Origin of the sequence: Rhizobium sp. L9 (assembly GCF_002531885.1) — a bacterium.
Taxonomy (GTDB): Bacteria; Pseudomonadota; Alphaproteobacteria; order Rhizobiales; family Rhizobiaceae; genus Rhizobium.
The window spans coordinates 197,235-219,706 of record NZ_NWSZ01000006.1; the positions used below are offsets into that span (position 1 = coordinate 197,235).

At 61.7% G+C, this 22,472-nt stretch carries 18 protein-coding genes and 1 riboswitch; of the genes, 14 read left to right on the forward strand and 4 right to left on the reverse strand.

What is annotated here, in order from left to right; all coding sequences use genetic code 11:
• Positions 1 to 618: 618 nt before the first annotated feature.
• From CO660_RS07890 to CO660_RS07910, 5 genes are all read left to right on the forward strand, one after another.
• Positions 619 to 3,801: a helicase-related protein gene (locus tag CO660_RS07890; protein WP_097598258.1), complete on the forward strand. Its 3,183-nt coding sequence runs from the start codon at positions 619 to 621 to the stop codon at positions 3,799 to 3,801.
• Between the two features lie 2 nt (positions 3,802 to 3,803).
• Positions 3,804 to 4,208: an RNA-binding S4 domain-containing protein gene (locus CO660_RS07895; RefSeq protein ID WP_097598259.1), complete on the forward strand. Its 405-nt coding sequence runs from the start codon at positions 3,804 to 3,806 to the stop codon at positions 4,206 to 4,208.
• 193 nt (positions 4,209 to 4,401) lie between these two features.
• Positions 4,402 to 4,740: a ferredoxin FdxA gene (gene fdxA / locus CO660_RS07900; RefSeq protein WP_011427210.1), complete on the forward strand. Its 339-nt coding sequence runs from the start codon at positions 4,402 to 4,404 to the stop codon at positions 4,738 to 4,740.
• 393 nt (positions 4,741 to 5,133) lie between these two features.
• The gene (locus CO660_RS07905) at positions 5,134 to 5,706 is read left to right on the forward strand and encodes a CarD family transcriptional regulator (protein WP_011427211.1); all 573 of its coding nucleotides are present in this window, start codon (positions 5,134 to 5,136) and stop codon (positions 5,704 to 5,706) included.
• A gap of 374 nt (positions 5,707 to 6,080) precedes the next feature.
• Positions 6,081 to 6,944, forward strand: coding sequence for an RNA polymerase factor sigma-32 (locus CO660_RS07910; RefSeq protein ID WP_011427212.1), 864 nt, complete (start codon positions 6,081 to 6,083; stop codon positions 6,942 to 6,944).
• A 50-nt stretch (positions 6,945 to 6,994) separates the two neighbouring features.
• Here CO660_RS07910 and CO660_RS07915 read toward each other — a convergent pair whose 3' ends face one another.
• Together CO660_RS07915 and CO660_RS07920 are read right to left on the reverse strand one after the other, a co-directional pair.
• Complete coding sequence (locus CO660_RS07915) at positions 6,995 to 8,539, reverse strand: M48 family metalloprotease (protein ID WP_097598260.1); 1,545 nt, start codon at positions 8,537 to 8,539, stop codon at positions 6,995 to 6,997.
• A 386-nt stretch (positions 8,540 to 8,925) separates the two neighbouring features.
• Positions 8,926 to 10,464: an MDR family MFS transporter gene (locus tag CO660_RS07920; RefSeq protein ID WP_097598261.1), complete on the reverse strand. Its 1,539-nt coding sequence runs from the start codon at positions 10,462 to 10,464 to the stop codon at positions 8,926 to 8,928.
• A 115-nt stretch (positions 10,465 to 10,579) separates the two neighbouring features.
• Between CO660_RS07920 and CO660_RS07925 the strand changes: the two genes are divergently transcribed.
• The 3 genes from CO660_RS07925 to CO660_RS07935 all read left to right on the forward strand — a co-directional run bounded on the left by CO660_RS07925 (position 10,580) and on the right by CO660_RS07935 (position 13,646).
• Positions 10,580 to 11,107, forward strand: a complete 528-nt coding sequence (locus tag CO660_RS07925; RefSeq protein ID WP_097598262.1) for a MarR family winged helix-turn-helix transcriptional regulator — start codon at positions 10,580 to 10,582, stop codon at positions 11,105 to 11,107.
• A 65-nt stretch (positions 11,108 to 11,172) separates the two neighbouring features.
• Positions 11,173 to 11,823: a thiamine diphosphokinase gene (locus CO660_RS07930; RefSeq protein ID WP_097598263.1), complete on the forward strand. Its 651-nt coding sequence runs from the start codon at positions 11,173 to 11,175 to the stop codon at positions 11,821 to 11,823.
• Between the two features lie 2 nt (positions 11,824 to 11,825).
• The gene (locus tag CO660_RS07935; protein ID WP_097598264.1) at positions 11,826 to 13,646 is read left to right on the forward strand and encodes an ABC-F family ATP-binding cassette domain-containing protein; all 1,821 of its coding nucleotides are present in this window, start codon (positions 11,826 to 11,828) and stop codon (positions 13,644 to 13,646) included.
• Between the two features lie 63 nt (positions 13,647 to 13,709).
• Here the strand turns inward: CO660_RS07935 and CO660_RS07940 are convergent, their stop codons facing one another.
• Entirely contained in the window at positions 13,710 to 15,569 is a 1,860-nt protein-coding gene (locus CO660_RS07940) for an ABC transporter ATP-binding protein/permease (RefSeq protein WP_097598265.1), read from the reverse strand.
• Between the two features lie 153 nt (positions 15,570 to 15,722).
• Positions 15,723 to 15,800: riboswitch (SAM riboswitch) on the forward strand.
• 49 nt (positions 15,801 to 15,849) lie between these two features.
• Between CO660_RS07940 and metA the strand changes: the two genes are divergently transcribed.
• The 6 genes from metA (at position 15,850) to CO660_RS07970 (ending at position 21,743) form a co-directional block, all read left to right on the forward strand.
• Positions 15,850 to 16,773, forward strand: a complete 924-nt coding sequence (metA, locus tag CO660_RS07945; RefSeq protein WP_020922563.1) for a homoserine O-succinyltransferase — start codon at positions 15,850 to 15,852, stop codon at positions 16,771 to 16,773.
• A 118-nt stretch (positions 16,774 to 16,891) separates the two neighbouring features.
• Positions 16,892 to 17,914, forward strand: a complete 1,023-nt coding sequence (locus CO660_RS07950; protein WP_097598266.1) for an aldose epimerase family protein — start codon at positions 16,892 to 16,894, stop codon at positions 17,912 to 17,914.
• 131 nt (positions 17,915 to 18,045) lie between these two features.
• The gene (locus tag CO660_RS07955) at positions 18,046 to 18,822 is read left to right on the forward strand and encodes a GntR family transcriptional regulator (RefSeq protein WP_097598267.1); all 777 of its coding nucleotides are present in this window, start codon (positions 18,046 to 18,048) and stop codon (positions 18,820 to 18,822) included.
• Positions 18,815 to 19,846, forward strand: coding sequence for an SIS domain-containing protein (locus CO660_RS07960; protein WP_097598330.1), 1,032 nt, complete (start codon positions 18,815 to 18,817; stop codon positions 19,844 to 19,846). Before CO660_RS07955 ends, CO660_RS07960 begins: the two co-directional genes overlap by 8 nt.
• Complete coding sequence (gene nagA / locus CO660_RS07965) at positions 19,846 to 20,997, forward strand: N-acetylglucosamine-6-phosphate deacetylase (protein ID WP_097598268.1); 1,152 nt, start codon at positions 19,846 to 19,848, stop codon at positions 20,995 to 20,997. The genes CO660_RS07960 and nagA overlap by 1 nt, the downstream gene beginning before the upstream one ends.
• Before the next feature lie 17 nt (positions 20,998 to 21,014).
• Positions 21,015 to 21,743, forward strand: coding sequence for an SIS domain-containing protein (locus tag CO660_RS07970; protein WP_097598269.1), 729 nt, complete (start codon positions 21,015 to 21,017; stop codon positions 21,741 to 21,743).
• Positions 21,744 to 21,799: 56 nt separating this feature from the next.
• Here the strand turns inward: CO660_RS07970 and efp are convergent, their stop codons facing one another.
• Entirely contained in the window at positions 21,800 to 22,369 is a 570-nt protein-coding gene (efp, locus tag CO660_RS07975) for an elongation factor P (protein ID WP_064696465.1), read from the reverse strand.
• Positions 22,370 to 22,472 lie beyond the last annotated feature (103 nt).

Sequence of the window (22,472 nt, forward strand, 5' to 3'; positions counted from 1 at the left end):
CAAAGCAGGAAGGTCTCGATGTCTCCGATTCGTCGGTGATTCGTTCCGTTTTTGATCGATCCCACTGGGCAAGCGGGTCCGGCTTAACGCTGTGTGAATTTGCTCGCCGGAAGATTAACACCGACGTGACGAGACCTCGCCGCCTGCCCCGCATCTAGCGGCAGAACATGGCGACGCCACCAGATCTGGCCGTGAACGAAAGGGGAAAGCCGAGCAGTCGGCGATTCGTCGCTGATTTGTTCCGTATTTGATCGAGACGTTAATTTCGACGCATTTTTCACTTGGCAGAAAGCGTATGCCAGACCTCCGGCACGGTCACAAAATACCAACAGGAGAGAGTTCCGCGATTCAGCATTTAGTAGGAAAAAGTGATTCAAAATCAATACTTAGCCGTGAACAAAAGCTGAATCAATAGGAGTCAGCGATTCGTCTCTGATTCGTTCTCACGCTGTTCCGAATTGGAAATACGCACCGTCGAGACGACTCGCACAGGTCGCAATCCCCGACGCATTTTGAAATCTGCCCTTGCGTTTGCGGCGGTAGCTGTCCATGTGTTCTGTGCCTCCATCGAGATGGCAAAATTTTTCCCGGGGCGCGCCTGCCTCACTTGCATGGACCATGACTCTGACTTCGCAGCCGATGATTCTGAGCGGGCGCGGTGTGACCGCGGTGCTTGGACCAACCAATACCGGCAAGACCCATTATGCCATCGAGCGCATGGTCGCACACGGGACCGGCGTGATCGGCCTGCCCCTCAGGCTCCTGGCCCGCGAGGTCTATACGCGGGTGGTGGAGAAGGTCGGCTTGCAGAACGTGGCGCTGGTCACCGGCGAAGAAAAGATTTCGCCGCCCAATGCGCGTTTTTCCGTCTGCACTGTCGAGGCGATGCCGCGGGAGACCAAAGCCGCCTTTGTCGCGATCGACGAGGTACAGCTCGCAGGCGATCTCGAGCGTGGCCATATCTTTACCGACCGCATCCTGCATCTTCGCGGCCGCGATGAAACGCTGTTGCTGGGTGCAGGGACGATGCGGCCAATCCTACAGCATATCCTGCCAGGTATCACCATCGTCGAGCGGCCGCGGCTTTCGCATCTCCTTTACGCCGGGCAGAAGAAGATCACCCGGCTGCCGCAGCGCTCCGCCATCGTCGCCTTTTCCGCCGACGAGGTCTATGCCATCGCCGAACTGATCCGCCGGCAGCGCGGCGGCGCGGCAGTCGTGCTGGGGGCGTTGAGCCCCCGCACCCGCAATGCGCAGGTCGCGCTCTATCAGGCGGGCGACGTCGAATATCTGGTGGCGACCGATGCGATCGGCATGGGCCTCAACCTCGACGTCGATCACGTCGCCTTCGCCCAGGACCGGAAATTCGACGGCTATCAGTTCCGCAACCTCAATCCGGCCGAACTCGGCCAGATCGCCGGCCGCGCCGGGCGGCACGTGCGGGACGGCACCTTCGGCGTCACGGGACAGGTCTCGCCTTTCGACGAGGAACTGGTGCAGCGCATCGAGGGACATGAATTCGACAACGTCAAGGTTCTGCAGTGGCGCACGACGGAGATGGACTTCTCCTCGATTCAGTCGCTGCGCGCCAGCCTGGAGGCCGGGCCGCGCGTGCCCGGGCTGACGCGGGCGCTGCCGGCGGTCGACCAGCAGGCGCTCGAGCAGCTTTCGCGCTACCCCGAGGTAATGGACCTCGCCGACAGGCCGGCCCGCGTCGAAAAACTCTGGGAGGCTTGCGCGCTGCCCGATTACCGGCGTATCACTCCGGCCCAACATGCCGATCTTATTTCGACCCTCTTTTCCGATCTCGTGCGCTATGGCACGGTGAACGAGCAGTTTCTTGCGGAGCAGGTTCATCGCTCGGATCGAACTGATGGGGAAATTGACACGCTTTCGGCGCGAATCGCGCAGATAAGGACCTGGACCTACGTTTCGAATCGGCCCGGCTGGCTTGCCGATCCGACACATTGGCAGGAAAAGACGCGGGAAATCGAAGATCGATTGTCCGATGCGTTACATGAAAGGTTGACGAAACGCTTTGTTGATCGCAGGACATCTGTGCTCATGAAGCGCCTGAGAGAGAATGCGATGCTGGAAGCTGAAATCAGTGTGAATGGCGATGTCTTCGTTGAAGGACATCATGTAGGGCAGTTGAGCGGATTCCGTTTCACCCCGGTGGCGGGAACGGATGGACCGGATGCCAAGGCGGTTCAGGCTGCGTCGCAGAAGGCGCTGGCGCTCGAGTTCGAGGCCCGTGCAGCCCGGCTGCATGCCGCGGGTAACAGCGATCTGGCGATCGGTTCGGATGGATTGATCCGTTGGCTCGGCGACCCGGTGGCGCGGCTTTCCGGCAGCGATCACGTCATGCGGCCGCGCGTGATCCTGCTCGCCGACGAGCAGTTGACGGGCAATGCCCGCGATCACGTCGCCGCCCGCATCGAACGTTTCGTCAATCATCACATCAGCACGGTATTGAAGCCTCTGGACGATCTGTCGCGCGCCGAAGACCTGCAGGGCCTTGCCAAGGGTCTTGCCTTCCAGCTGGTCGAAAATCTCGGCGTGCTCTTCCGCCGCGACGTCACCGAAGAAGTGAAGTCGCTGGATCAGGAGGCTCGCGCCTCCATGCGCCGCTACGGCGTCCGTTTCGGGGCCTATCATATCTTCGTTCCGGCCCTTCTGAAGCCGGCACCGGCCGAACTGATCACGCTGCTCTGGGCGTTGAAGAACGACGGTCTCGACAAGCCGGGCTACGGCGATCTCATTCCCGTGCTTGCCGCTGGCCGCACCTCCGTTGTCACCGATCCGAGCTTCGAGCGGATGTTCTACAAGCTCGCCGGCTTCCGTTTCCTCGGCAAGCGCGCCGTGCGCATCGACATTCTGGAGCGGCTTGCCGATATCATCCGTCCGCTGCTGCAATGGAAGCCCGGTCAGAACAATCGTCCGGAAGGCGCCTATGACGGTCGCCGTTTCACGACGACGACGGCGATGCTGTCGATTCTCGGGGCAACGCTCGAGGACATGGAAGAGATCCTCAAGGGCCTCGGCTATCGCGCCGATGCCGTGAAGGCGGAAGAGGCGTCGGCCCATCTTGCGGCGCAGGACGCAGCTTCAGCCCCTGCCGCCTCCGCGGAAATGTCCGGGGAAGAAGCGGTAGAAAAAGCCGATCACGACGATGCCGACGCGGCGACGGAAGAGGCTGCTTCCGAGCCATCAGCAGCCGAGGCGGCGTCGACGGCAGCCGAGACCCCCGCGCCAGAAGCGACCGACAACGACGCTGCGGCCGAAGTGACCGAGACAGCCGCGTCGGCAGAGACTGCCGCTTCCGGGGAAGCTGGCGAGCCGGCGGAACCAAAGCCGGTTCTTTTGTGGCGTCTCGGCGGTCGCAATGACAATCACCGCCAGGCACGCGGCGGCCATGGCGAACGCCGGGGCGGCCAGAACCAGGAGCGCGGCGAGCGCAATCGTCGTCCGAACGGCGGTGAAGGCGGCGAGAGCAATCGCAGCGGCGACGGGCGCGACAACCGTCACGGCCGCGGCAAGGACGGTGGCGGCCGCGACGGCGGCAGGCCGCAGCAGGCAAGGAGCGAGCGCAAGGACCAGCCGCGCGGTGATCGTCAGGACCGTGGCGATCGGAAGGACCGCGGCGAGCGTAACGATCGCAATGACCGTAACGACCGGAACAACAATCGCGGCGCCCAGCCGCTGCGCTTCGAGGCCAAGCCGCCGCGCAAGGAGAAGCCGATCGATCCGGATTCGCCCTTCGCCAAGCTGGCAGCCCTCAAGGAACAGATGAAGAAGTAATCATGGGCGGGGAGACACAGCCGGCAAGCGGTTCGCGCCAGCGCATCGACAAGTGGCTGTTCTTCACGCGCGTGGTGAAGTCGCGCTCGCTGGCCCAGAGCCACGTCCAGTCAGGGCATGTGCGCATCAATGGCGAGCGCTGCAGTCACCCGAGCCAGACGGTCAAGCCGGGCGACCGCGTCGAACTGACGCTGGAGCGGCGCGACGTCATTCTCATCGTGCGTCTCGCCGGGGAACGGCGGGGTCCCTATGAAGAGGCTCGCCTGCTCTATGATGACCAGTCCCTGCCGCCGGATGAGACAAAACGTCTCACGCCGTTTGAGCAAGCGACCCGTGCGACCGGTACCGGCCGTCCGACCAAAAAGGAAAGACGTGCAATCGACAGGTTGATGTCGGACGAGGATTAGAAAACTCTGTCTGTGGTGGCGGCTTTTGCAGATCGTTTATCCTTGAAATCCGCCGCTAAAGCCGATAGGTCACTGAAAACCTGCCGGAAGCGTGCTTGCCTGCCAAGCCTGTCCACGCTTTTCGCCCGGCACGGGGATAGGCGCGACGTTCCAGGTTGCCCGGTCCCATCCGCATGAAATCCTGGAGTTCTTCATGACCTATGTCGTGACCGACAATTGCATCAAGTGCAAATACACCGATTGCGTGGAAGTCTGCCCTGTCGACTGCTTTTATGAAGGCGAGAATTTTCTCGTCATCCACCCCGACGAATGCATCGATTGCGGCGTCTGCGAACCGGAATGTCCCGCCGAGGCGATCAAGCCGGATACCGAGCCGGGCCTCGACAAGTGGCTGAAGATCAATACTGAGTATGCCAGCATCTGGCCGAATATCACGGTCAAGAAGGACCCGTTGCCGGAGGCCAAGGAAATGGACGGCCAGACGGGAAAATTCGAGAAATACTTCTCCGAAAAACCCGGTTCCGGCGACTAAGACCCTGCGCGATTCGGCCGCTGCATTTGAGCGGCCATGCGGTGAAACGTTTTAAATCCTGCGTCTGGCATATGGGTGATCTGTGTTGCTCGCATGACTCAGGCGAAGCAAATTATTGATTTCCTCATATTTTTGTGATAGGTTCCGTGCACTGTTCCATTTGTGGCATGACGCATGCCCAAAACCATCACGAAAGCAAAACCAATCCGTCCCACGGTTTCCGTGACATATCAACGCCTTGAGCGTCGCATCCCAAGATGGCGCGCAAGACACATTTGCTTTTGCCTGATGGGACCAGAGTGAAGTCACCCGACGGATCTACCCGTCTCATCCGGGCCTGACTGACCCGGCTCCGGCCGCCGCCGGAAGCGTAACAGGGAGTTTTTGAATAGAATGACGACTCAGCAGAAAAAGCCTTCTACAGCACGTCACGGCTTCAAGACCGGTGAATCGATCGTCTACCCCGCTCATGGCGTCGGTACCATCACCGCTATCGAAGAGCAAGAAGTTGCCGGCATGAAGCTCGAACTTTTCGTTATCGATTTCGAGAAGGACAAGATGCGCCTGAAGGTTCCGGTCGCCAAGGCGATGAGCATCGGAATGCGCAAGCTTTCGGAAACGGACTTCGTCGATCGTGCGTTGAAGGTTGTGCAGGGCAAGGCGCGCGTTAAGCGCACCATGTGGTCCCGCCGCGCCCAGGAATATGATGCCAAGATCAATTCCGGCGATCTGATTTCCATTGCTGAAGTCGTGCGTGATCTCTATCGTGCAGAGAACCAGCCCGAACAGTCCTATTCCGAGCGCCAGCTCTACGAAGCAGCGCTCGATCGCATGGCGCGCGAAATTGCCGCCGTCAACAAGATGTCGGAAACCGAAGCCGTCCGCCTCGTCGAGACCAACCTTAATAAGGGTCCGAAGCGCGGCAAGGCGATCGAAGAAGACGATTCGCAGGACGAAGCCGCTTAAGGCAGCCTGTCTCTCCCAATAAAAAACCCGGCCTTTGCGCCGGGTTTTTTATTGGAACTTTTTCCCGACTGACGCGTTTATCACACGTAATTGCGGACTGCTCGTCGGGCGCTGGCTCGTCGGGCGAACTGCTATTCCGTCAATATTCGGTGAGGAGCGGCTCATGCCTTTTCAATATTGCCCGTTCGGCAACGTGAAGAAACAGGTCCGACCCAGCCGTCTTAGCGGCACATGATAGGAAATAGGGCCTTTCCCTGAGAAGTCCAGGGTGAGGCCCTTTTGCATTCGGAACCCATTCAGTCCGGACAGCGATGTTCCGGAAGGTGAGTTTTATTGTTCATTTTGAGGGCGAAGGCCTGTTTCGGGAGATCGAAATGAAGAACATGTCTGCAGATCGGCGCATGATCAAAATCGCGATGGCCGCCCCATATCTCGCCCGCCAGGAAGAGCATGATCTCGCCACTCGCTGGAAAGATCACGACGATCGCGGTGCGCGCAACCAAATCGCCATGGCGCATATGCGCTTGGTAATCTCCATGGCCGGCAAGTTCCGCAATTTCGGTCTGCCGATGAGCGACCTCGTGCAAGAGGGCTATGTCGGCCTGCTGGAAGCCGCCGCACGTTTCGAACCCGAACGTGACGTGCGTTTTTCGACCTATGCCAGCTGGTGGATCAGGGCGTCGATCCAGGATTATATCCTGCGCAACTGGTCGATCGTGCGCGGCGGCACCAGTTCGGCCCAGAAGGCGCTATTCTTCAATCTGCGCCGCCTGCGCGCTAAGCTTGCCAGGGGCGATACGCAACTGACACTGCAATCCATTCATCAGGAAATCGCGGCGGCTCTCGGCGTCAGCCTCGCCGATGTGCAGACCATGGATGCCAGGCTTTCCGGCAACGACGCCTCACTGCAGGCGCCTTCCGTCTCCGGCGATGCCGAGAGCGCGGAGAAGATGGATTTCCTCGTCAGCGACGATCCGCTGCCGGACGAGCAGGTTTCCAATATGATCGACGGCGAGCGGCGCCGCGTCTGGCTCGCCTCGGCGCTGAAACATCTCAACGAACGTGAGATGAAGATCATCAGCGCCCGGCGCCTGGCGGAAGACGGCGCCACGCTCGAAGAACTCGGCGCCGATCTCGGCATTTCCAAGGAGCGCGTGCGCCAGATCGAAAGCCGGGCGATGGAAAAGCTTCGCAGCGCGCTGGTCAGCGCCGATCCGCATATGGCGGCCTACGCTTGAACGTCTTTCCGCTCCAGCAGCACCGACTGCCCGGCGCCAGCCGGGCTTTTTTATTCGGCAATGATTTTGACGCGGTCGCCGGGGGAAACGGCCGCACCCGTCGGCAGGGCATTGATGAGCTTGAAGAGATCGAGCTTGCGGTCGGTGCCCATCATGCGGGCGGCAAGCGTCGAGATGTTCTCGCCGGGCCGCACGGTAACGACGCGAATGCGCAGCGGCTTCAGCGAGGCAGCTTCCGCCGGTGTCATGCGCCGGAAGCTGGCGCGCAGAACATTGGCCGTCGGTTCGAGGGCATCGCTGCCCTTCGGCACGGCGGTCAGGAAACGGAAGATCTGCGCATTGTTGCGGATGACGGTGACATCGAAATCCCAGCGGTCGGCACTTGCGCGCGCAGTGGCTGCTTCCATGCCATTGACGGTAATCTGCTGAATGGTCGACGGGTCGAGACCGGTCACCCAGCCGCTGGAGATATAGTTTGTTAGGCTCTGGTTCTGGTTGTCGGCGACGCCATCGAAGCGGACGGCAATGTCGTTGGGGCCGGTGGCCATCACGGCTTCGACCTTGTTGTCGATCTTGAAGTCCGCCGGCACGTCGAAGCGGATCCCGAGGCCGCCATGCAGGAAAGTCTGACCGCGCACGTAGCCCTCTTCCGGGCTGTCGCCGTAGAGCAGGCCGTCAATGCCGTCAAGATAATAATCGCGGCCCTTGTCGCCGACCGTCCCCTCCTGGCCAAAGGCGCGCGCATGGGTGCGGGCAAGCTCGATGCGTTGGGCGGAGTTCGGATGGCTCGAAAGGAAGTCGAGGCTTTGGTCGGCTTCCGGGTCGACCGACATGAAGCGGCTGTAGGCTGCCATGGAATCGAGGAAGCGGGCGGCGGCATAGGGGTCGTAACCGGCTTCGCCAAGCATGCGCACGCCGATGACATCGGCCTGCAGTTCCTGCTGGCGGGAGAAGGCGGCAAGCCTGAGCTTGCCCCGGGCCAGCGCCTGCTTGCCGGCAATGTCGCTCGAGAGGACCTCGGCGACGACGCGGCTGGCGATGACTTCGGCTTCTTCGCGCTTCTGCCGCTCGATACCGTGGTTCGCTGTCACGTGGCCCATTTCGTGCGACAGCACAGCGGCGACTTCCGAGGCGTCGTTGGCAAGCGCGAGCAGGCCGCGGGTGACGTAGAGATACCCGCCCGGCAGCGCAAAGGCGTTGATCGCAGGCGAGTTCAGGATGGTAATCCGGTAGGACTGGCTCGGATTTTCCGACACTGCCGTCAGTGCGCCGGCAATGCGCGCGACGAGGCGCTCGGTCCTGGCATCCTTATATTCGCCGCCGTAGCTTGCCACGATACGCGGATGCTCGCGGGCGCCCATCATCGCCCGCGGATCGTTCTTCTGCACCTCGTCGACGATCTGGGGATTGGAAGAAGGCGAGATGCTCGGCTGGTAGGATTGTTCGATCAGCGGCTGACACCCGTTCAGCGCCATTGCGACGGCTGAAAGCAGCATCAGGCGATGGACGAAGCGCCGCGTCGCAGAGATGGCATCACTGGAAAGCGCGGGCGATTTCCACGTCGTCAAGCTGTCCAGTCTGGTTCTCCGCATCATGTCGCTGTTTTGCCGGTTTGCCGCAGATGGGGACCGGCCTTGGCAAGGGGAACTCAACGGGTGCGCACCCCTGATCTCGCGCCGCATGCTAAGCCGATACACGTCGTTGCTGTAACTGATTTACGCATCGGTTGCATAGCGAGACTCTGTTTAATTGTGGCGCCGTTGCATTTTAGCAAGCCTCAGGCATCGAGGTTCCCTTCGCTCGGATGAAATTATGGCGAAAGTTCCGTCACCAGGCATAGATTTGTCGCCGGCACGGAAAAAGAACGGCACGATTGAAGTAACAGGCTGGGAAACGGCAGTCCCGCAAGAAAATCGCAACTTTTAATTTATTTGCGCGATAATGGAACGTCTGCTGGTGAATATTCCTGTTATGCGGCCCGCTATTCCACCGCTTCCGCCGCCGCCGATTGCGGTCGCTTCATTTCCCCGGTGCGGGGCAGCTGCACGGGCTTCAGCATCATTGCGGCAGCAAGGCCGATCAGGGCAATGGCGCAGGAAGTCATGAAAAGGGGCGAGAAGGCGGCGGCATAGACATCTGCGACGGCCTGGCGGCTTGCTTCGGGAAGGGCGGCCATCATCTTCGGCGTCAGCTGTTCGATATCGGCGACACCGGGAATGGGAGCGCCGACCTTGCCGAGCCCGGAGGCGATGATCGTGCCATAGATCGAAATGGCAATTGAGGCGCCGCCCATGCGCGAGAGCGTCACCGAGCCGGTCGCGGCGCCGACGTCGCGAGCGGGGGCGGCATTCTGCACGCCGATGACGGGGACCTGCTGCGCAAGGCCGATGCCGATGCCATGCAGCATCATGATCGCGCCGATGAAGGCGATTGGCGTTCCCGCACGGACCTGTGACATCAGCGCAAAGGCAATGGCGCTGCAGGTGAGGCTCGCGATGGCGAAGGGTTTGTAGCGGCCGGTCATCGAGATAATACGCCCGGCGGACAGTGATCCGCAGACGAGACCACCGGTCAGCAGAATGAACAGAAGGCCGGCGGCCGATGGGGAAAGGCCGGTTATCGTCTGTAGGAAGAGAGCGAGATAATTGACCATGCCGATGGCGATCCCGCCGCCCATCACCGATATTAGCAGCAGGAGGCTGAAGGTCGAATTGCGGAAGAGCTGCAGGGGAACGATCGGCTCCGGCGCGCGGCGCTCGACGAACACCCAGGTGACGGCGCAGACTGCGCCGAAGGCGACGATGCCGATACTCTGTGGTGAGACCAACGCGCCGAACAATTCGCTGCTGTCTGTGGCAAGCACGATGCTCGTCGTCGTCAGCGCGATCAGGAGTGCGCCGGCATAATCGATCTTCGGGCGCCGATGCGGCTTGCGGTAGGGCAGCATGAAGGCAAGGCCGGTGAGCACGATGAAACCGATCGGCACGTTGACGAGGAAGATCGAGCGCCAGCCGAAGAGATCGCTCATCGTTCCCCCGAGCACCGGGCCGATCGCGCCTGAAGCCATCAGCACGAGGCTGGAATAGCTTTGATAGCGCGCCCGCTCGCGCGGCTCGAACAGATCGGCGTTGACGGCAAAGATCGATACCATGATGCCGCCACCGCCGAGGCCCTGCAGCACACGGGCGGCGATCAGCGTGTTCATCGAGACGGCGAGACCGCAGACCGCGGAGCCGGTGGTGAAGATTGCGATCGCCGTCATCATCACATATTTGCGGCCGAAGAGATCACCAAGCTTGCCGTAGAGTGGCATGACAGCGCTGAGCGCCAGCAGGTAGGCCGAGCCGATCCAACCGAAACGCTCGAGATGGCCGAACTCACCGACGATCGTCGGCAGGGCCGTGGAGACGATCTGATTATCGAGCGTGGCCATGAACATGGCGGTCATCAGAAAGAAGAAGAGGATAAGCCGGCGACGACTATCCGTCACGAGCGGCGCAGGCGCGGGCTGCATGTCCATGGGGGCATATTTCCGAGTTTGATCCATTTTATGTGCCATTAGCATGGAGTTGTCAACGGCACATGAGTGACTCCGGCATATTCAATTTTAACCTCCGCTCTGCTATGGTGCCGTCATGAATGAGACGCTGACGAAGATCCTGTCCAACGGTCGGGCCGAGCCGGACGATGAGAACCTGCCTCGCATCGGTAAGAGCATGGCACGCATGCGCCTGATGACCGGCCGACGGCTGATCGGCAGGCTGGCGATCCAGAGTGCCGCACCGGGCCTTGAGCTTTCCCATCTCGACGTGCTGGACGCCGTGCGGCGGGCTGAGTCGCCCGGCGAGGTTACCGTCGGCTTGATCGCGGAGATGCTGCGCATCGACCCGTCGCGTGCCAGCCGGGTCGTGGCCGAGATGGTCGGGCGCAACGTGCTGCGCCGCGAAGCCTCCCAGGCCGATGCGCGGCGGATCGTCGTCGTCATCACCGAGGCCGGCCAGGCGCTGCTTGCCGAGATCCACGCGCAGAAAATGGCCATCATTTCCGAGATCGTCTCCGATTGGCCGCACGAAGATATAGAGCGCTTCGCGACGCTGTTCGAACGTTTCATTGGCGGCTACGAGGCGATCTTTCTCTCGCGCGACAAGGACACGCCCGGTTGAGGCGAAAGCGCCGTCCGTCGGTGCCCCTTCCCCTCGCCCCCCCGTTTGCGCTAAGGGCAGTGCCCATGAGCCAATCCACCTTCACCATTCTGCTCGGCGGCGAACTCAGCCTGACGGAACGCCTGCGCCACGCGATCGGCGGCAGCCGTTTCATCGCGGCCGATGGCGGCATGCGGCATGCGGCGGCGCTTGGTGTCATGCCTGAGCTCTGGGTCGGCGATTTCGATTCGACGCCCCCCGAGCTCGAAGCGGGCTTTCTCGATGTGCCAAAGCAACCCTATCCCGCAGCAAAGGCGGCAACGGACGGAGAGATCGCGGTATCGGAAGCGGTCGCCCGAGGCGCCCGGCGGCTGATCCTCGCCGGCGCGCTCGGCGGCGAACGCTCCGACCATGCGCTTCAGCACCTGCTGTCGGCCGTCGGTCTTGCTGAGCAGGGTTTCGACGTCCTGCTGACCTCGGGCAAGGAAGAGGCCGTTCCGCTGCCCGCCGGCACGATCGAACTGGACCTTCCCAAGGGCTGCCTGTTTTCCGTCCCCGGGTTCAGCGAGCTGAAGGGGCTCTCCATCGAGAATGCGCGCTATCCGCTCACGGATTTCCATCTGCCTTTCGGCTCATCGCGCACCATTTCAAATGTCGCGGAAGGCAAGGTTCGCTTTTCGCTCGAGAGCGGCCGGGCGATCGTGCTTGCCCGACCCTATGATCTTTCCGGAGTCTGATTTTGGCCCCTCCCATTCTGAAACTCGACGACATCTTCCTGAGCTTCGGCGGCGCACCGCTGCTGGCGGGCGCTTCGCTGCAGGTCGAGCCCGGCGACAAGATCTGTCTCGTTGGGCGTAACGGCTCAGGCAAATCGACACTCCTGAAGATTGCCGCCGGCCTGGTCGAGGCGCAGTCCGGCGAGGTCTTCCGCCATCCGTCTTCGACGGTGCGCTATCTCGAACAAGCCCCGGACTTTGCCGGCTTCCGGACCGTTCAGGCCTATGCCGAGGCCGGGCTGGGACCGGGCGACGACCACTATCGCGTCACCTATCTTCTGTCGCATCTCGGCCTGACCGGCGAAGAAGATCCGAACACCCTTTCCGGCGGTGAAGCGCGCCGGGCCGCCCTTGCCCGCGTGCTGGCCCCGGAACCGGATATTCTCCTGCTCGACGAGCCGACCAACCATCTCGACCTTCCCACAATCGAATGGCTGGAAGGCGAGCTGCAGAAGACCCGCAGCGCCCTGGTGCTGATTTCGCACGACCGTCGTTTCCTCGAAAAAGTCTCGACGGCAACCGTCTGGCTCGACCGCGGCGCCTCGCGCCGGCTCGACAGGGGATTCGCGCATTTCGAGGCATGGCGCGACCAGGTGCTGGAGGCCGAAGAACTGGAGCAGCACAAGCTCGGCAAGGCGATCGAGCGCGAAGAACACTGGCTGCGCTACGGCGTCACGGCCCGGCGCAAACGCAACATGCGCCGCCTCGGCGAGCTGCAGACGATGCGTTCGCAATATCGCGGCCATAAGGGACCGCAAGGAACGGTGCAGGCGACGGTTTCGGACGCGCAGGAATCCGGCAAGCTGGTGATCGAGGCCGAGAAGATCACCAAGAGCTTCGGCGACCGGGCCATCGTCACGCCGTTCTCGATCCGCGTACATCGCGGCGATTGCATCGGTCTCGTCGGACCGAACGGTGCCGGCAAGACGACGCTCCTGAAAATGCTGACCGGCCAGCTTTCGCCGGATAGCGGCACAGTGAAACTCGGCACCAACCTGGAGATCGCCACCCTCGACCAGAAACGCGAGGACCTGAACCCCGAGGATACGCTTGCAAACTACCTGACGGACGGGCGTGGCGAAAACCTGCTCGTAAACGGCGAACAGCGCCATGTCACCGGCTACATGAAGGAATTCCTGTTCCAGCCGGAACAGGCGCGCACGCCGATCAAAAGCCTCTCCGGCGGCGAACGCGCCCGCCTTATGCTGGCGCGCATCCTGGCGCGCCCGGCAAACCTCCTGATCCTCGACGAACCAACCAACGATCTCGACATCGAGACGCTCGACCTCCTGCAGGAAATTGTCGCCGGCTTTCCCGGCACCGTCATTCTCGTCAGCCACGATCGCGATTTCCTCGACCGCACCGTGACCTCGACGATCGCGCCCGCCGTACCGGATGCGCCCGACGGCCGATGGATCGAATATGCCGGCGGTTACACGGACATGCTGGCGCAGCGCAAAGGCGCGATCGAAGAGCGCCGGAAGGCCGAGAAGGCGGCGGAGAAGCCGAAGACGCAGGAGATAACAGCTTCCGGCGGAGGCTCGAAGGGCAAGCTTTCCTTCAAGCAGAAATTCGCGCTGGAAAATCTGCCGAAGGAGATGGCCAAAGCCGAGGCCGAGCTCGCCAAGCGCGAACTTGTCATGGCCGATCCCGGTCTCTTCACGCGTGACCCCGCCGCCTTCAATCAGCTTGCGAGCGAGATGGAAAAGCTGCGCGCCGGCCTGTCCAAGATGGAAGAGGAATGGTTGGAGCTCGAAATGCTGCGCGAAGAGCTCGAAGGCTGAGACTCTCTCGCGCTCAGCCGCTCGCGTCACGCTGCAGGTAAAACTCCTGCTGATGGGGAGGTCTTAAAGCGCCGGCGCGGGGACGACGGCTGCGCCCGCACTAGCGCTGGCGCCGGTGGTCTGGGCGACCTGCTGCTGCGGCTCTTCAGATCTCGAAGGCAGAGCCTGCAGATGCAGCACCCGCGGCTGCAGCGCCTCCAGATAGGTTTCAGAGCGGCCGATATAGATCATGCCCGTTTCGGGTATCGAAGTCAGCACGCTGCACATCGTCTCCTGCCATTCCGGCTCCATGCCCTCGAGCACTTCGTCGAAGATGATCCAACGCGGGCGCACCAGCAGCAGGCGCGCGAAGCCGATCGCCTTCTGCTCATCGCTGTCGAGCAGCTTGTCCCAGCGGGCGCGGGTATCGAGCCTTGCGATCAGAGAGTGCAGGCCGGCCTTTTCAAGGGCCGCCTCGACGGCAGCCTGCTCGTAGGCATCCGGGCTTTCGGGGAAGGCAAGCGCCTCGCGCAAAGTGCCGCCCGGAATATAGGCAATCTGCGGAACGAACAGCATGTCGTCGATCGGCGGCAGACCCATCGTGCCGCTGCCGCACGGCCAGAGCCCGGCCAAGGCCTGGAACAGCAGTTTGCGGTTGACGCTATGATCGCCGTTGATCATGATCTTTTCGCCGGCCTTGATCACGATATCGGTTTCACGCAGGCGAAAACCGCCGCATTCCTCGATGTCTTCGCCGATTTTGGCATTGATCACCACATCCTTCAGCGTCAGCCTGTCGGGGGTGGTGTTTTCATAGGCGATGCTGCCCTTCACACCAAAGTCCTCGTCCATGTCGAGCAGCGCCTGGCGGAAGTCGGTGACGCGCATCAGCGTGGCACGCCATTCGGCGATCGGGCCGAAATTGGCGACATACCAGCGCAACGCCGTATTGACTTGGTTGAAGGCGCCGACCGACATCATCAGCTGCCCGAGGGTGAGGCCGCCGGAAAAATAAGCGGGTGCGGCAACGATAATCGGGATAACGATCACGAGCCAGCCGTAGCCGGCCGAAACCCAGGTGAGATTGGTATTGGCCATGGCGAGCCGCTTGACCACCCTCAGCACCGAACTGATGTCGGTGTTGATGCGCCGGCGTTCATTCTCTTCGCCGCGAGCGACGGTGATTGCCGGCATGTTCTCATTGGCATGCATCAGCGTGAAACGAAGCTCGGCCTCCTTCGAGAACCGGTCGGCATTGAGCTTGACCAGCTTGCGGCCGACGACCTGACTCAGCACCGAGGCGGAGGCGGCATAAAAAATCGCTGCCCAGACCATGTAGCCTGGAATGGAGAAGCTGTGGCCGCTGATGTGGAAGACGAAGCCGCTCGACAGCTCCCAGAGCACGCCGATGAAGCTCACCAGAAGAATGGTTGACTGTAAGAGGCCGAGAACGAGCCCTGTTGTGCTTTCGGCGAGGTTACGGGAATCCTCGTGCAGGCGCTGGTCGGGATTGACGCCGATCAGGCCGCTCGAGGCGAGCCGCAGCGCCCGCTTGCGCTTCAGCCATTGATTGACGAGATCGCGCGACAGGCCCTCGCGCATATAGAGCGCGGTCATTTGGTTCAGCCAGGCCTGCAGCACGTTGAGCAGCAGCAGCGTGCCGGCGATCATCGCAAAGATTTCGAGCTGATGGAAGAATTCGCCGAGATCGCGGCGCTCGAGCGAATCATAGAAGGGGGCGTTCCACTCGTTCAGAATGACCTGGCCATAAGCTGTCAGAAGGATGACAAGGATCAGCACGGTTGCCAGAAACAGCACCTTGCCACGCACTTCAGAATTCCAGAATGCCGAGAACATTACTCCGAGGCGATATGTCAGGCTGAAGTCGTAACCAACCTTATCCTGCCTCCTGGTGCCCGGCCTCCCCTCGATCTTATCTGCCATCATGCTTTTCCAACACCGCCCATACTGTCATTATTAACATGGTGGCGTTACCGGTCTATCAACAGATTTTATCAGTCATTAAACTGTGATGATTCTTGGCGCTCCGCTCCGGCATGCATTCGGAGTTGATTCGCGCCTCAACTGGGACTAATTAAGGCACTCCGTGGTGATTTGGCCGGCCGGCTTGCAGCCACGTTAAAAAAGTCGCTAAAGGGCCGCGTGCGGACCGGTAGCGATTTTTTCGCCGCCGGTTTTTTATTTTCGATCGAGTTGACCGCAAATGCCCATCAAGATCCCCGATACGCTGCCCGCTTTCGAAACCCTGGTTCAGGAAGGTGTGCGGGTGATGACCGAGACGATGGCGATCCGTCAGGATATAAGACCGTTGCAGATCGGCCTGCTCAACCTGATGCCCAACAAGATCAAGACCGAACTGCAGATGGCCCGTCTCGTCGGCGCTTCGCCGCTGCAGGTGGAGCTGTCGCTCATCCGCATCGGCGGCCACAAGGCGAAGAACACATCCGAAGATCACCTGCTCGCCTTCTACCAGACCTGGGAAGAGGTGAAGCAGCGCAAGTTCGATGGCTTCATCATCACCGGAGCGCCGATCGAGCTTCTGCCCTACGAGGACGTTACCTATTGGGCAGAGATGCAGGAGATCTTTAATTGGACCGAGACCAACGTCCATTCGACGATGAACGTCTGCTGGGGCGCGATGGCGGCGATCTATCACTTCCACGGCGTTCCGAAATATGAGCTTAAGGAAAAGGCCTTTGGCGTCTACCGGCACCGAAACCTGAAGCCTTCCTCCATCTATCTGAACGGCTTTTCCGACAATTTCGAGGTTCCGGTGTCGCGGTGGACCGAGGTGCGCCGCGAAGATATCGAGAAATCCGCAAGCCTGGAAATCCTGATGGAATCCAGCGAGATGGGCGTATGCCTCGTGCACGAGAAGAGGGGCCGGCGGCTCTACATGTTCAACCACGTCGAATATGATTCCACGTCGCTTTCGGATGAGTATTTCCGCGATGTGGATGCCGGCGTGCCGATCAAGATGCCGCATAATTACTTCCCGCATAATGATCCGACGCTTGCGCCGCAGAACCGCTGGCGCAGCCATGCGCACCTCTTGTTCGGTAACTGGATCAATGAGATTTACCAGACGACGCCCTATGACGTCGAAGAGATCGGCATGGATCTTTGACCGGCATTTCTTTCTGACCTGCCCGGTTGCGGTTTGGAGCAAATGCGGGCAGGTTCCGGTCCGGAACTCTACAGCGCCGCGCGTCTTATCGGACGCGCAAAGGAACGGACGGTCGATTATGTCGGATAAGTTGGAGCGGGATGTTTTCGGGCAGACGAAGGCGGGCGAAACCGTCTATCGCGTCGTCATCAATGGCGGCGGCCTGACGGCCAAGATCATCACCTGGGGCGCGGTCATCCAGGATCTGCGCCTTGCGGGACATGACGCGCCGCTGCAGCTTGGCTTCGAGGAGTTCGACAACTACCCGCTCTACTCGGCCTATTTCGGCGCGACGCCCGGCCGCTGCGCCAATCGCATCGGCGGCGGCAGGTTCACGCTCGACGGCAAGGATTATCAGCTCGAGCGGAACGAAAACGGCGTGACGCATCTGCATGGCGGCAGCGACAACATCGGCAAGCGCAACTGGACGATCGTCGAGCATGACGTTGACCGGCTGGTGATGAAGATCGTCGATCCCGACGGCCGCGCCGGCTACCCCGGCAATTGCACCATCCAGGCGACGTTCCGGGTGCATGGCAACGGCGAGCTGTCGATCACCTACGAATCAACAAGCGACCAGCCGACGCTCGCCAATGTCTGCCAGCACGCCTATTTCAATCTCGACGGCCGCGACGATGCGCTGGGCCACGACATCATGATCGCCGCCGATCACTATTTGCCGACCGACGAAAAGCAGGTGCCGACCGGCGAAATCCGGCCCGTTGCCGGCACTGAATTCGATTTCCGCGAGATGGCTCCGATGAAGCGTTTCGTCGGCAATGAACAGGCATTGTACGACCATAATTTCTGCCTGTCTCGCGAACGCACCGCCAAGCGGACTGTGGCACTCGCCCGCAGCCTCTATTCCGGCGTGTCGCTGGAAGTGCGCAGCACCGAGCCGGGCGTGCAGTTCTATGCCGGCTTCAAGCTCAATACAGGTGCTCCCGGCCTCGGCGGGCGCAAATACGGCCCGTTCGCCGGCTTCTGCCTGGAAACGCAGGTCTGGCCGGATGCCATCAACCACGACGGCTTTCCGAATGCGGTCCTGCGCCCCGGCGAAGTGCTGCGCCAGGAGACGGACTACATCTTCACCAAGAGCTGAGCATTCTAGAGACGCACGGCTGTCAAATTTGACCGTTATGAACCCTCTTCGGTTTGCCGGAGAGGGTTTTTCTTATGCCTTGTCCGATTCAGACTTGCCGATTGGTTCTATATAGGTTCTATTGTCTGCCCATGGATAGAACCAGTCTAGTAGCTGAACTCAATAGACGCGGCCTGCGCGACGAAGCGTTGGCCGGGCCGCTCTACAAGCGGCTGGCGCAGGCGCTGACCAGCCTCATTCAGGAGGGCTTGCTGAAGGCCGGCACGGCGCTGCCGGGCGAGCGCGACCTTGCCGAGGCTCTCAAGCTTGGCCGTGTCACCGTGCGCACTGCCTATCGCGACCTCATGGCGGCGGGCGCACTGGAATCGCGCCACGGAAGCGGTACTTTCGTATCGGGTAAGGTGGAGCGCATGGAACAGTCGCTCTGGCGGCTTTCCTCCTTCTCCGCCGACATGCGCTCGCGCGGGCGTCTGCCGGCCGCGCGCATCTTGTCACGCGAGGTCAACACGCCGTCTCCGGAGGAATCCTTTCTGCTCGGCCTCGGCGCCGGCGAACCGGTTCTGAGACTCGACCGTCTGCGCCTCGCCGACGGCCTGCCGCTGGCGATCGAGCGCGCCGTCGTGCCGGTCAAGTTTCTGGGGGAGAACGCCGGCGGCGAGGGATCGCTCTATGATGCGCTGGCGGCGAATGGCCACCGACCGGTGCGTGCGCTGCAGCGGCTGACCGCCGTCACGCTCGATGCGTCCTATGCCGCGATGCTGAACGTCAAGGCAGGCGCGCCGGCGCTTCTGATCGAACGTGTCTCGCGCCTGGAAGACCAGCGCGTCGTCGAATATACCCGCTCGCACTACCGCGGCGATGCCTATGATTTCGTTGCCGAATTGAGAATTGGAGATGACCATGAGTGAGAACCAGTCGTTGATGCTGCAGGAAGCCGGCCAGTCGCCGGAGGTGGTGGCCACGCTTCTCGAAAAGGAAAAACCGGTCTTTGCGGAAATCGCCCGGCTGTTTTCGTCCGCCCGCCCGAGCGTAGTGACCACGGCGGCGCGCGGCTCCTCGGACCACGCCGCCACCTTCTTCAAATATCTCTTCGAGATCACCTGCGGCGTACCGGTCGCATCGGTGGGACCGTCAATCGCTTCCGTCTACGGCGCTGCCCTCCATCTGAAGGGCGGCGTGCATTTCACCGTTTCGCAGTCGGGCGCCAGCCCTGACATCGTGGCTTTGCAGGAGGCGGCGAAGAAGGGTGGGGCGACGACCATCGCCGTCGTCAACGTCACCGACAGCCCGCTTGCCAAACAGGCCGATATCGTTCTCGGTCTCAACGCCGGTGCCGAAAAGAGTGTGGCGGCGACCAAATCCTTCATTGCCTCCGTCGCCGCCCTTTCCGGCGTGACGGCCGCGATCGGCGGCACGTTCGGCCTGCAGGCAGCGCTTGAAAAACTGCCGGAGGCGCTTTCGGCGACCGCCGGCATCGACACGGCGGCGGCCGAAGATGTGCTGTTCCATGCGACCTCGCTCTATACGGCCGGTCGCGGCCCGGCCTTTGCGATCGCGCTCGAAGCGGCGCTCAAGGCCAAGGAAACCTCCGGGCTGCATGCCGAGGCCTTTTCGCTAGCGGAACTGATGCACGGTCCGATGCGCCTGGTGCAGCCCGGCTTTCCGATCGTCGCCTTCGCGCCTGACGATGCGGCCTTCGCCAATAACGGCCAGGCGCTGGAGCGGCTGCAGAAGCTCGGCGCCACCACCGTCGGTTTTTCGGCACAGCCGCTTCCCGGCATCAATCTGCGCGTGCCGACGACGGGCAATGGCCTGATCGATCCGCTGGTGTCGCTGCTTGTCTACTACCGGCTGATCGAATCGGTGACGCGCCGCAAGGGCTTCGATCCCGACCGGCCGGCGAACCTGCTCAAGGTGACGGAGACGATCTGATGGTCCGCAAGATCTTCGTCGGCGCCCGCATCTTTGACGGCGAGCGCTTCCATGACGACAAGGCGCTCATCGTTGCCGACGGCCGCGTCGAAGCGATCATCGCGGTAAACGACCTGCCCGATGGCGAGACGGTCGCTCTTGCGGGCGGCATCCTGTCGGCCGGCTTCATCGATGCGCAGGTCAATGGCGGCGGCGGCCGAATGTTGAACGATGAGCCTTCCCCAGCGTCGATGGATATCATCGCCAGCGGGCATCGGCCTTACGGCACGACGTCGCTGCTGCCGACCTTGATCACCGACATATCCGAGGCGACCAGTGCCGCTATCGAAGCGGCGAAGGAGGCTGTGAAAGAAAACCGCGGCGTCGCCGGCCTGCATCTCGAAGGCCCGCATCTGGCGCCAGCCCGCAAGGGCGCTCATTTGGCCGAGCTGATGCGGCCGGTGGAGGATAGTGACATCAAGGCCTTCATCCGGGCACGTGAGTCGATCGGCACGCTGCTCGTCACCATCGCCGCCGAGCAGGTGACGGTCGCCCAGGTGCGCGAGCTTGACGAAGCCGGCGTCACCGTCAGTATCGGCCATTCCGATTGTTCCAGCGAGGCGGCGGAGGAACGGTTCGATGCCGGAGCGCGCGGGGTCACGCATCTCTTCAACGCGATGAGCCAGATGGGCCACCGTGCTCCGGGCCTGGTCGGCGCGGCCATTGATCATCCCGCATCCTGGTGCGGCATCATTGCCGACGGCCATCACGTCGATCCAAAGGCCCTGCGCACGGCGCTGCGCGCCAAGCGCGGCGAAGGCAAGCTGTTCTTCGTCACCGACGCGATGTCGCTTGTCGGCTCGCAACAGGACTCGTTCACGCTGAACGGACGCACCGTTCGGCGCGAAAGGGGCGGCTTCTGCTCGAAGCTCGTGCTTTCCGACGGGACGCTCGCCGGCTCCGACGTCGATATGATCTCGGCGATCCGCTACGGCGTCACCTATCTCGACCTGACGCTCGCCGAGGCCTTGCGCATGGCGACCCTCTATCCCGCGCGTTTCCTGAGGCTTGCCGATCGTGGCCATCTCTCGCCGGGCGCGCGCGCCGATCTCGTACATCTGACAGATGCGCTTACTGTCACCGCCACCTGGCTTGCCGGCGAGGCAGCCTGAACGCAAGGAGAAGCGGGATGACCGACATTACCGATGCCTATTTCTCCAACCTGATCGGCCGGCTGGAGACGTTGAGGCAGGCGCTCGCCGAACCGATGGCGCAGGCCGCGGCGGTCATCCTCGATGCCGCCCGCGACGACAAGCGAGTCTATGTGTTCGGCACCGGCCATTCGCACATGCTGGCGGAAGAGGTGCACTACCGCGCCGGCGGGCTCGCCTTCACCGTGCCGGTGCTTGTCGGCTCCGCCATGCTGCATGAGGGCGCCGTCATCAGTTCGGTCTACGAGCGCACACAGGGCCTTGTGCGGCCGATGCTGGAGCGTTACGGCATGCAGCCGGGCGACGTTATCATCATCGCCTCGAATTCGGGTGTGAACGCCGCGCCGATCGAGGCGGCCGACTATGCGCGCGACATCGGCGCAAAGGTCATCGCCATCACGTCGATCGCCTATTCCTCGGCGATCGCCAATGGTCGCCGCCGGCTCGCCGACGTCGCCGACGTGGTGCTCGACAACGGATTGCCGCCGGGTGACGCCGTTGTCGATCTCGAAGGAACAGGACTTCGGGTCGGACCGGTCTCGACGGCGGTCGGGGTGACCATCATCAATGCGATCTTTGCCGAAGTTGCCTCGGAGCTTTCGAAATGCGGCAATGCGCCAGTTTATCTCAGCGCCAACATGCCGGGTGCAGCCGAGATCAACCAGAAGCTCGTCAAGAAATACCGGCCGCGCAACCCGCATCTCTGACAAGTGGACGAAAAAAGGCCGGTCGAAGCCGGCCTTTTCACGCGATCAAACCAGGATCAGTCCTTGGCGCGTTCGACGTAGGAATTGTCTTCCGTCGCGATGACGACGCGGGTGCCGGCGTCGATATGCGGCGGGACCGAGGTGCGGATGCCGTTGGAAAGCATGGCCGGCTTGTAGGACGAGGATGCCGTCTGGCCCTTGACGACCGGTTCGGTCTCGACGATCTCGAGCGTGACGTGGCGGGGCAGTTCGAGCGCCAGCGGAATGCCTTCGTGGATCGACAGGATGCAGGTCATGCCTTCCTGCAGATAGGCCTTCTGATCACCCATGGTTTCCGCGCTGACGACCACCTGGTCGTAGGTCGCCGGGTTCATGAAGTGGAAACCTTCGCCATCTTCATAGAGGTACTGGAAGTTGACGTCTTCGACGAAGGCGCGCTCGACCTGTTCGGTGGTGCGCCAGCGTTCGGAGACCTTCACGCCGTCGACGATGCGGCGCATGTCGACCTGGGTGACCGGCGTGCCCTTGCCCGGATGAAAGTTCTGGGCGGTGAGAACGACGTAGAGCTTGCCGTCCACGTCGAGAACGTTGCCCTTGCGGACCGAAGAGGCGATGACCTTGACCATAAGACTTCCTTGTAACTCGGCTTTCGGCGTCGTAGAGGACTGTCGAGAGGCCCCAAGACGCAAATGTTTTTCTTTGGGGGCGCAACTAACCTAAAATCCGGGA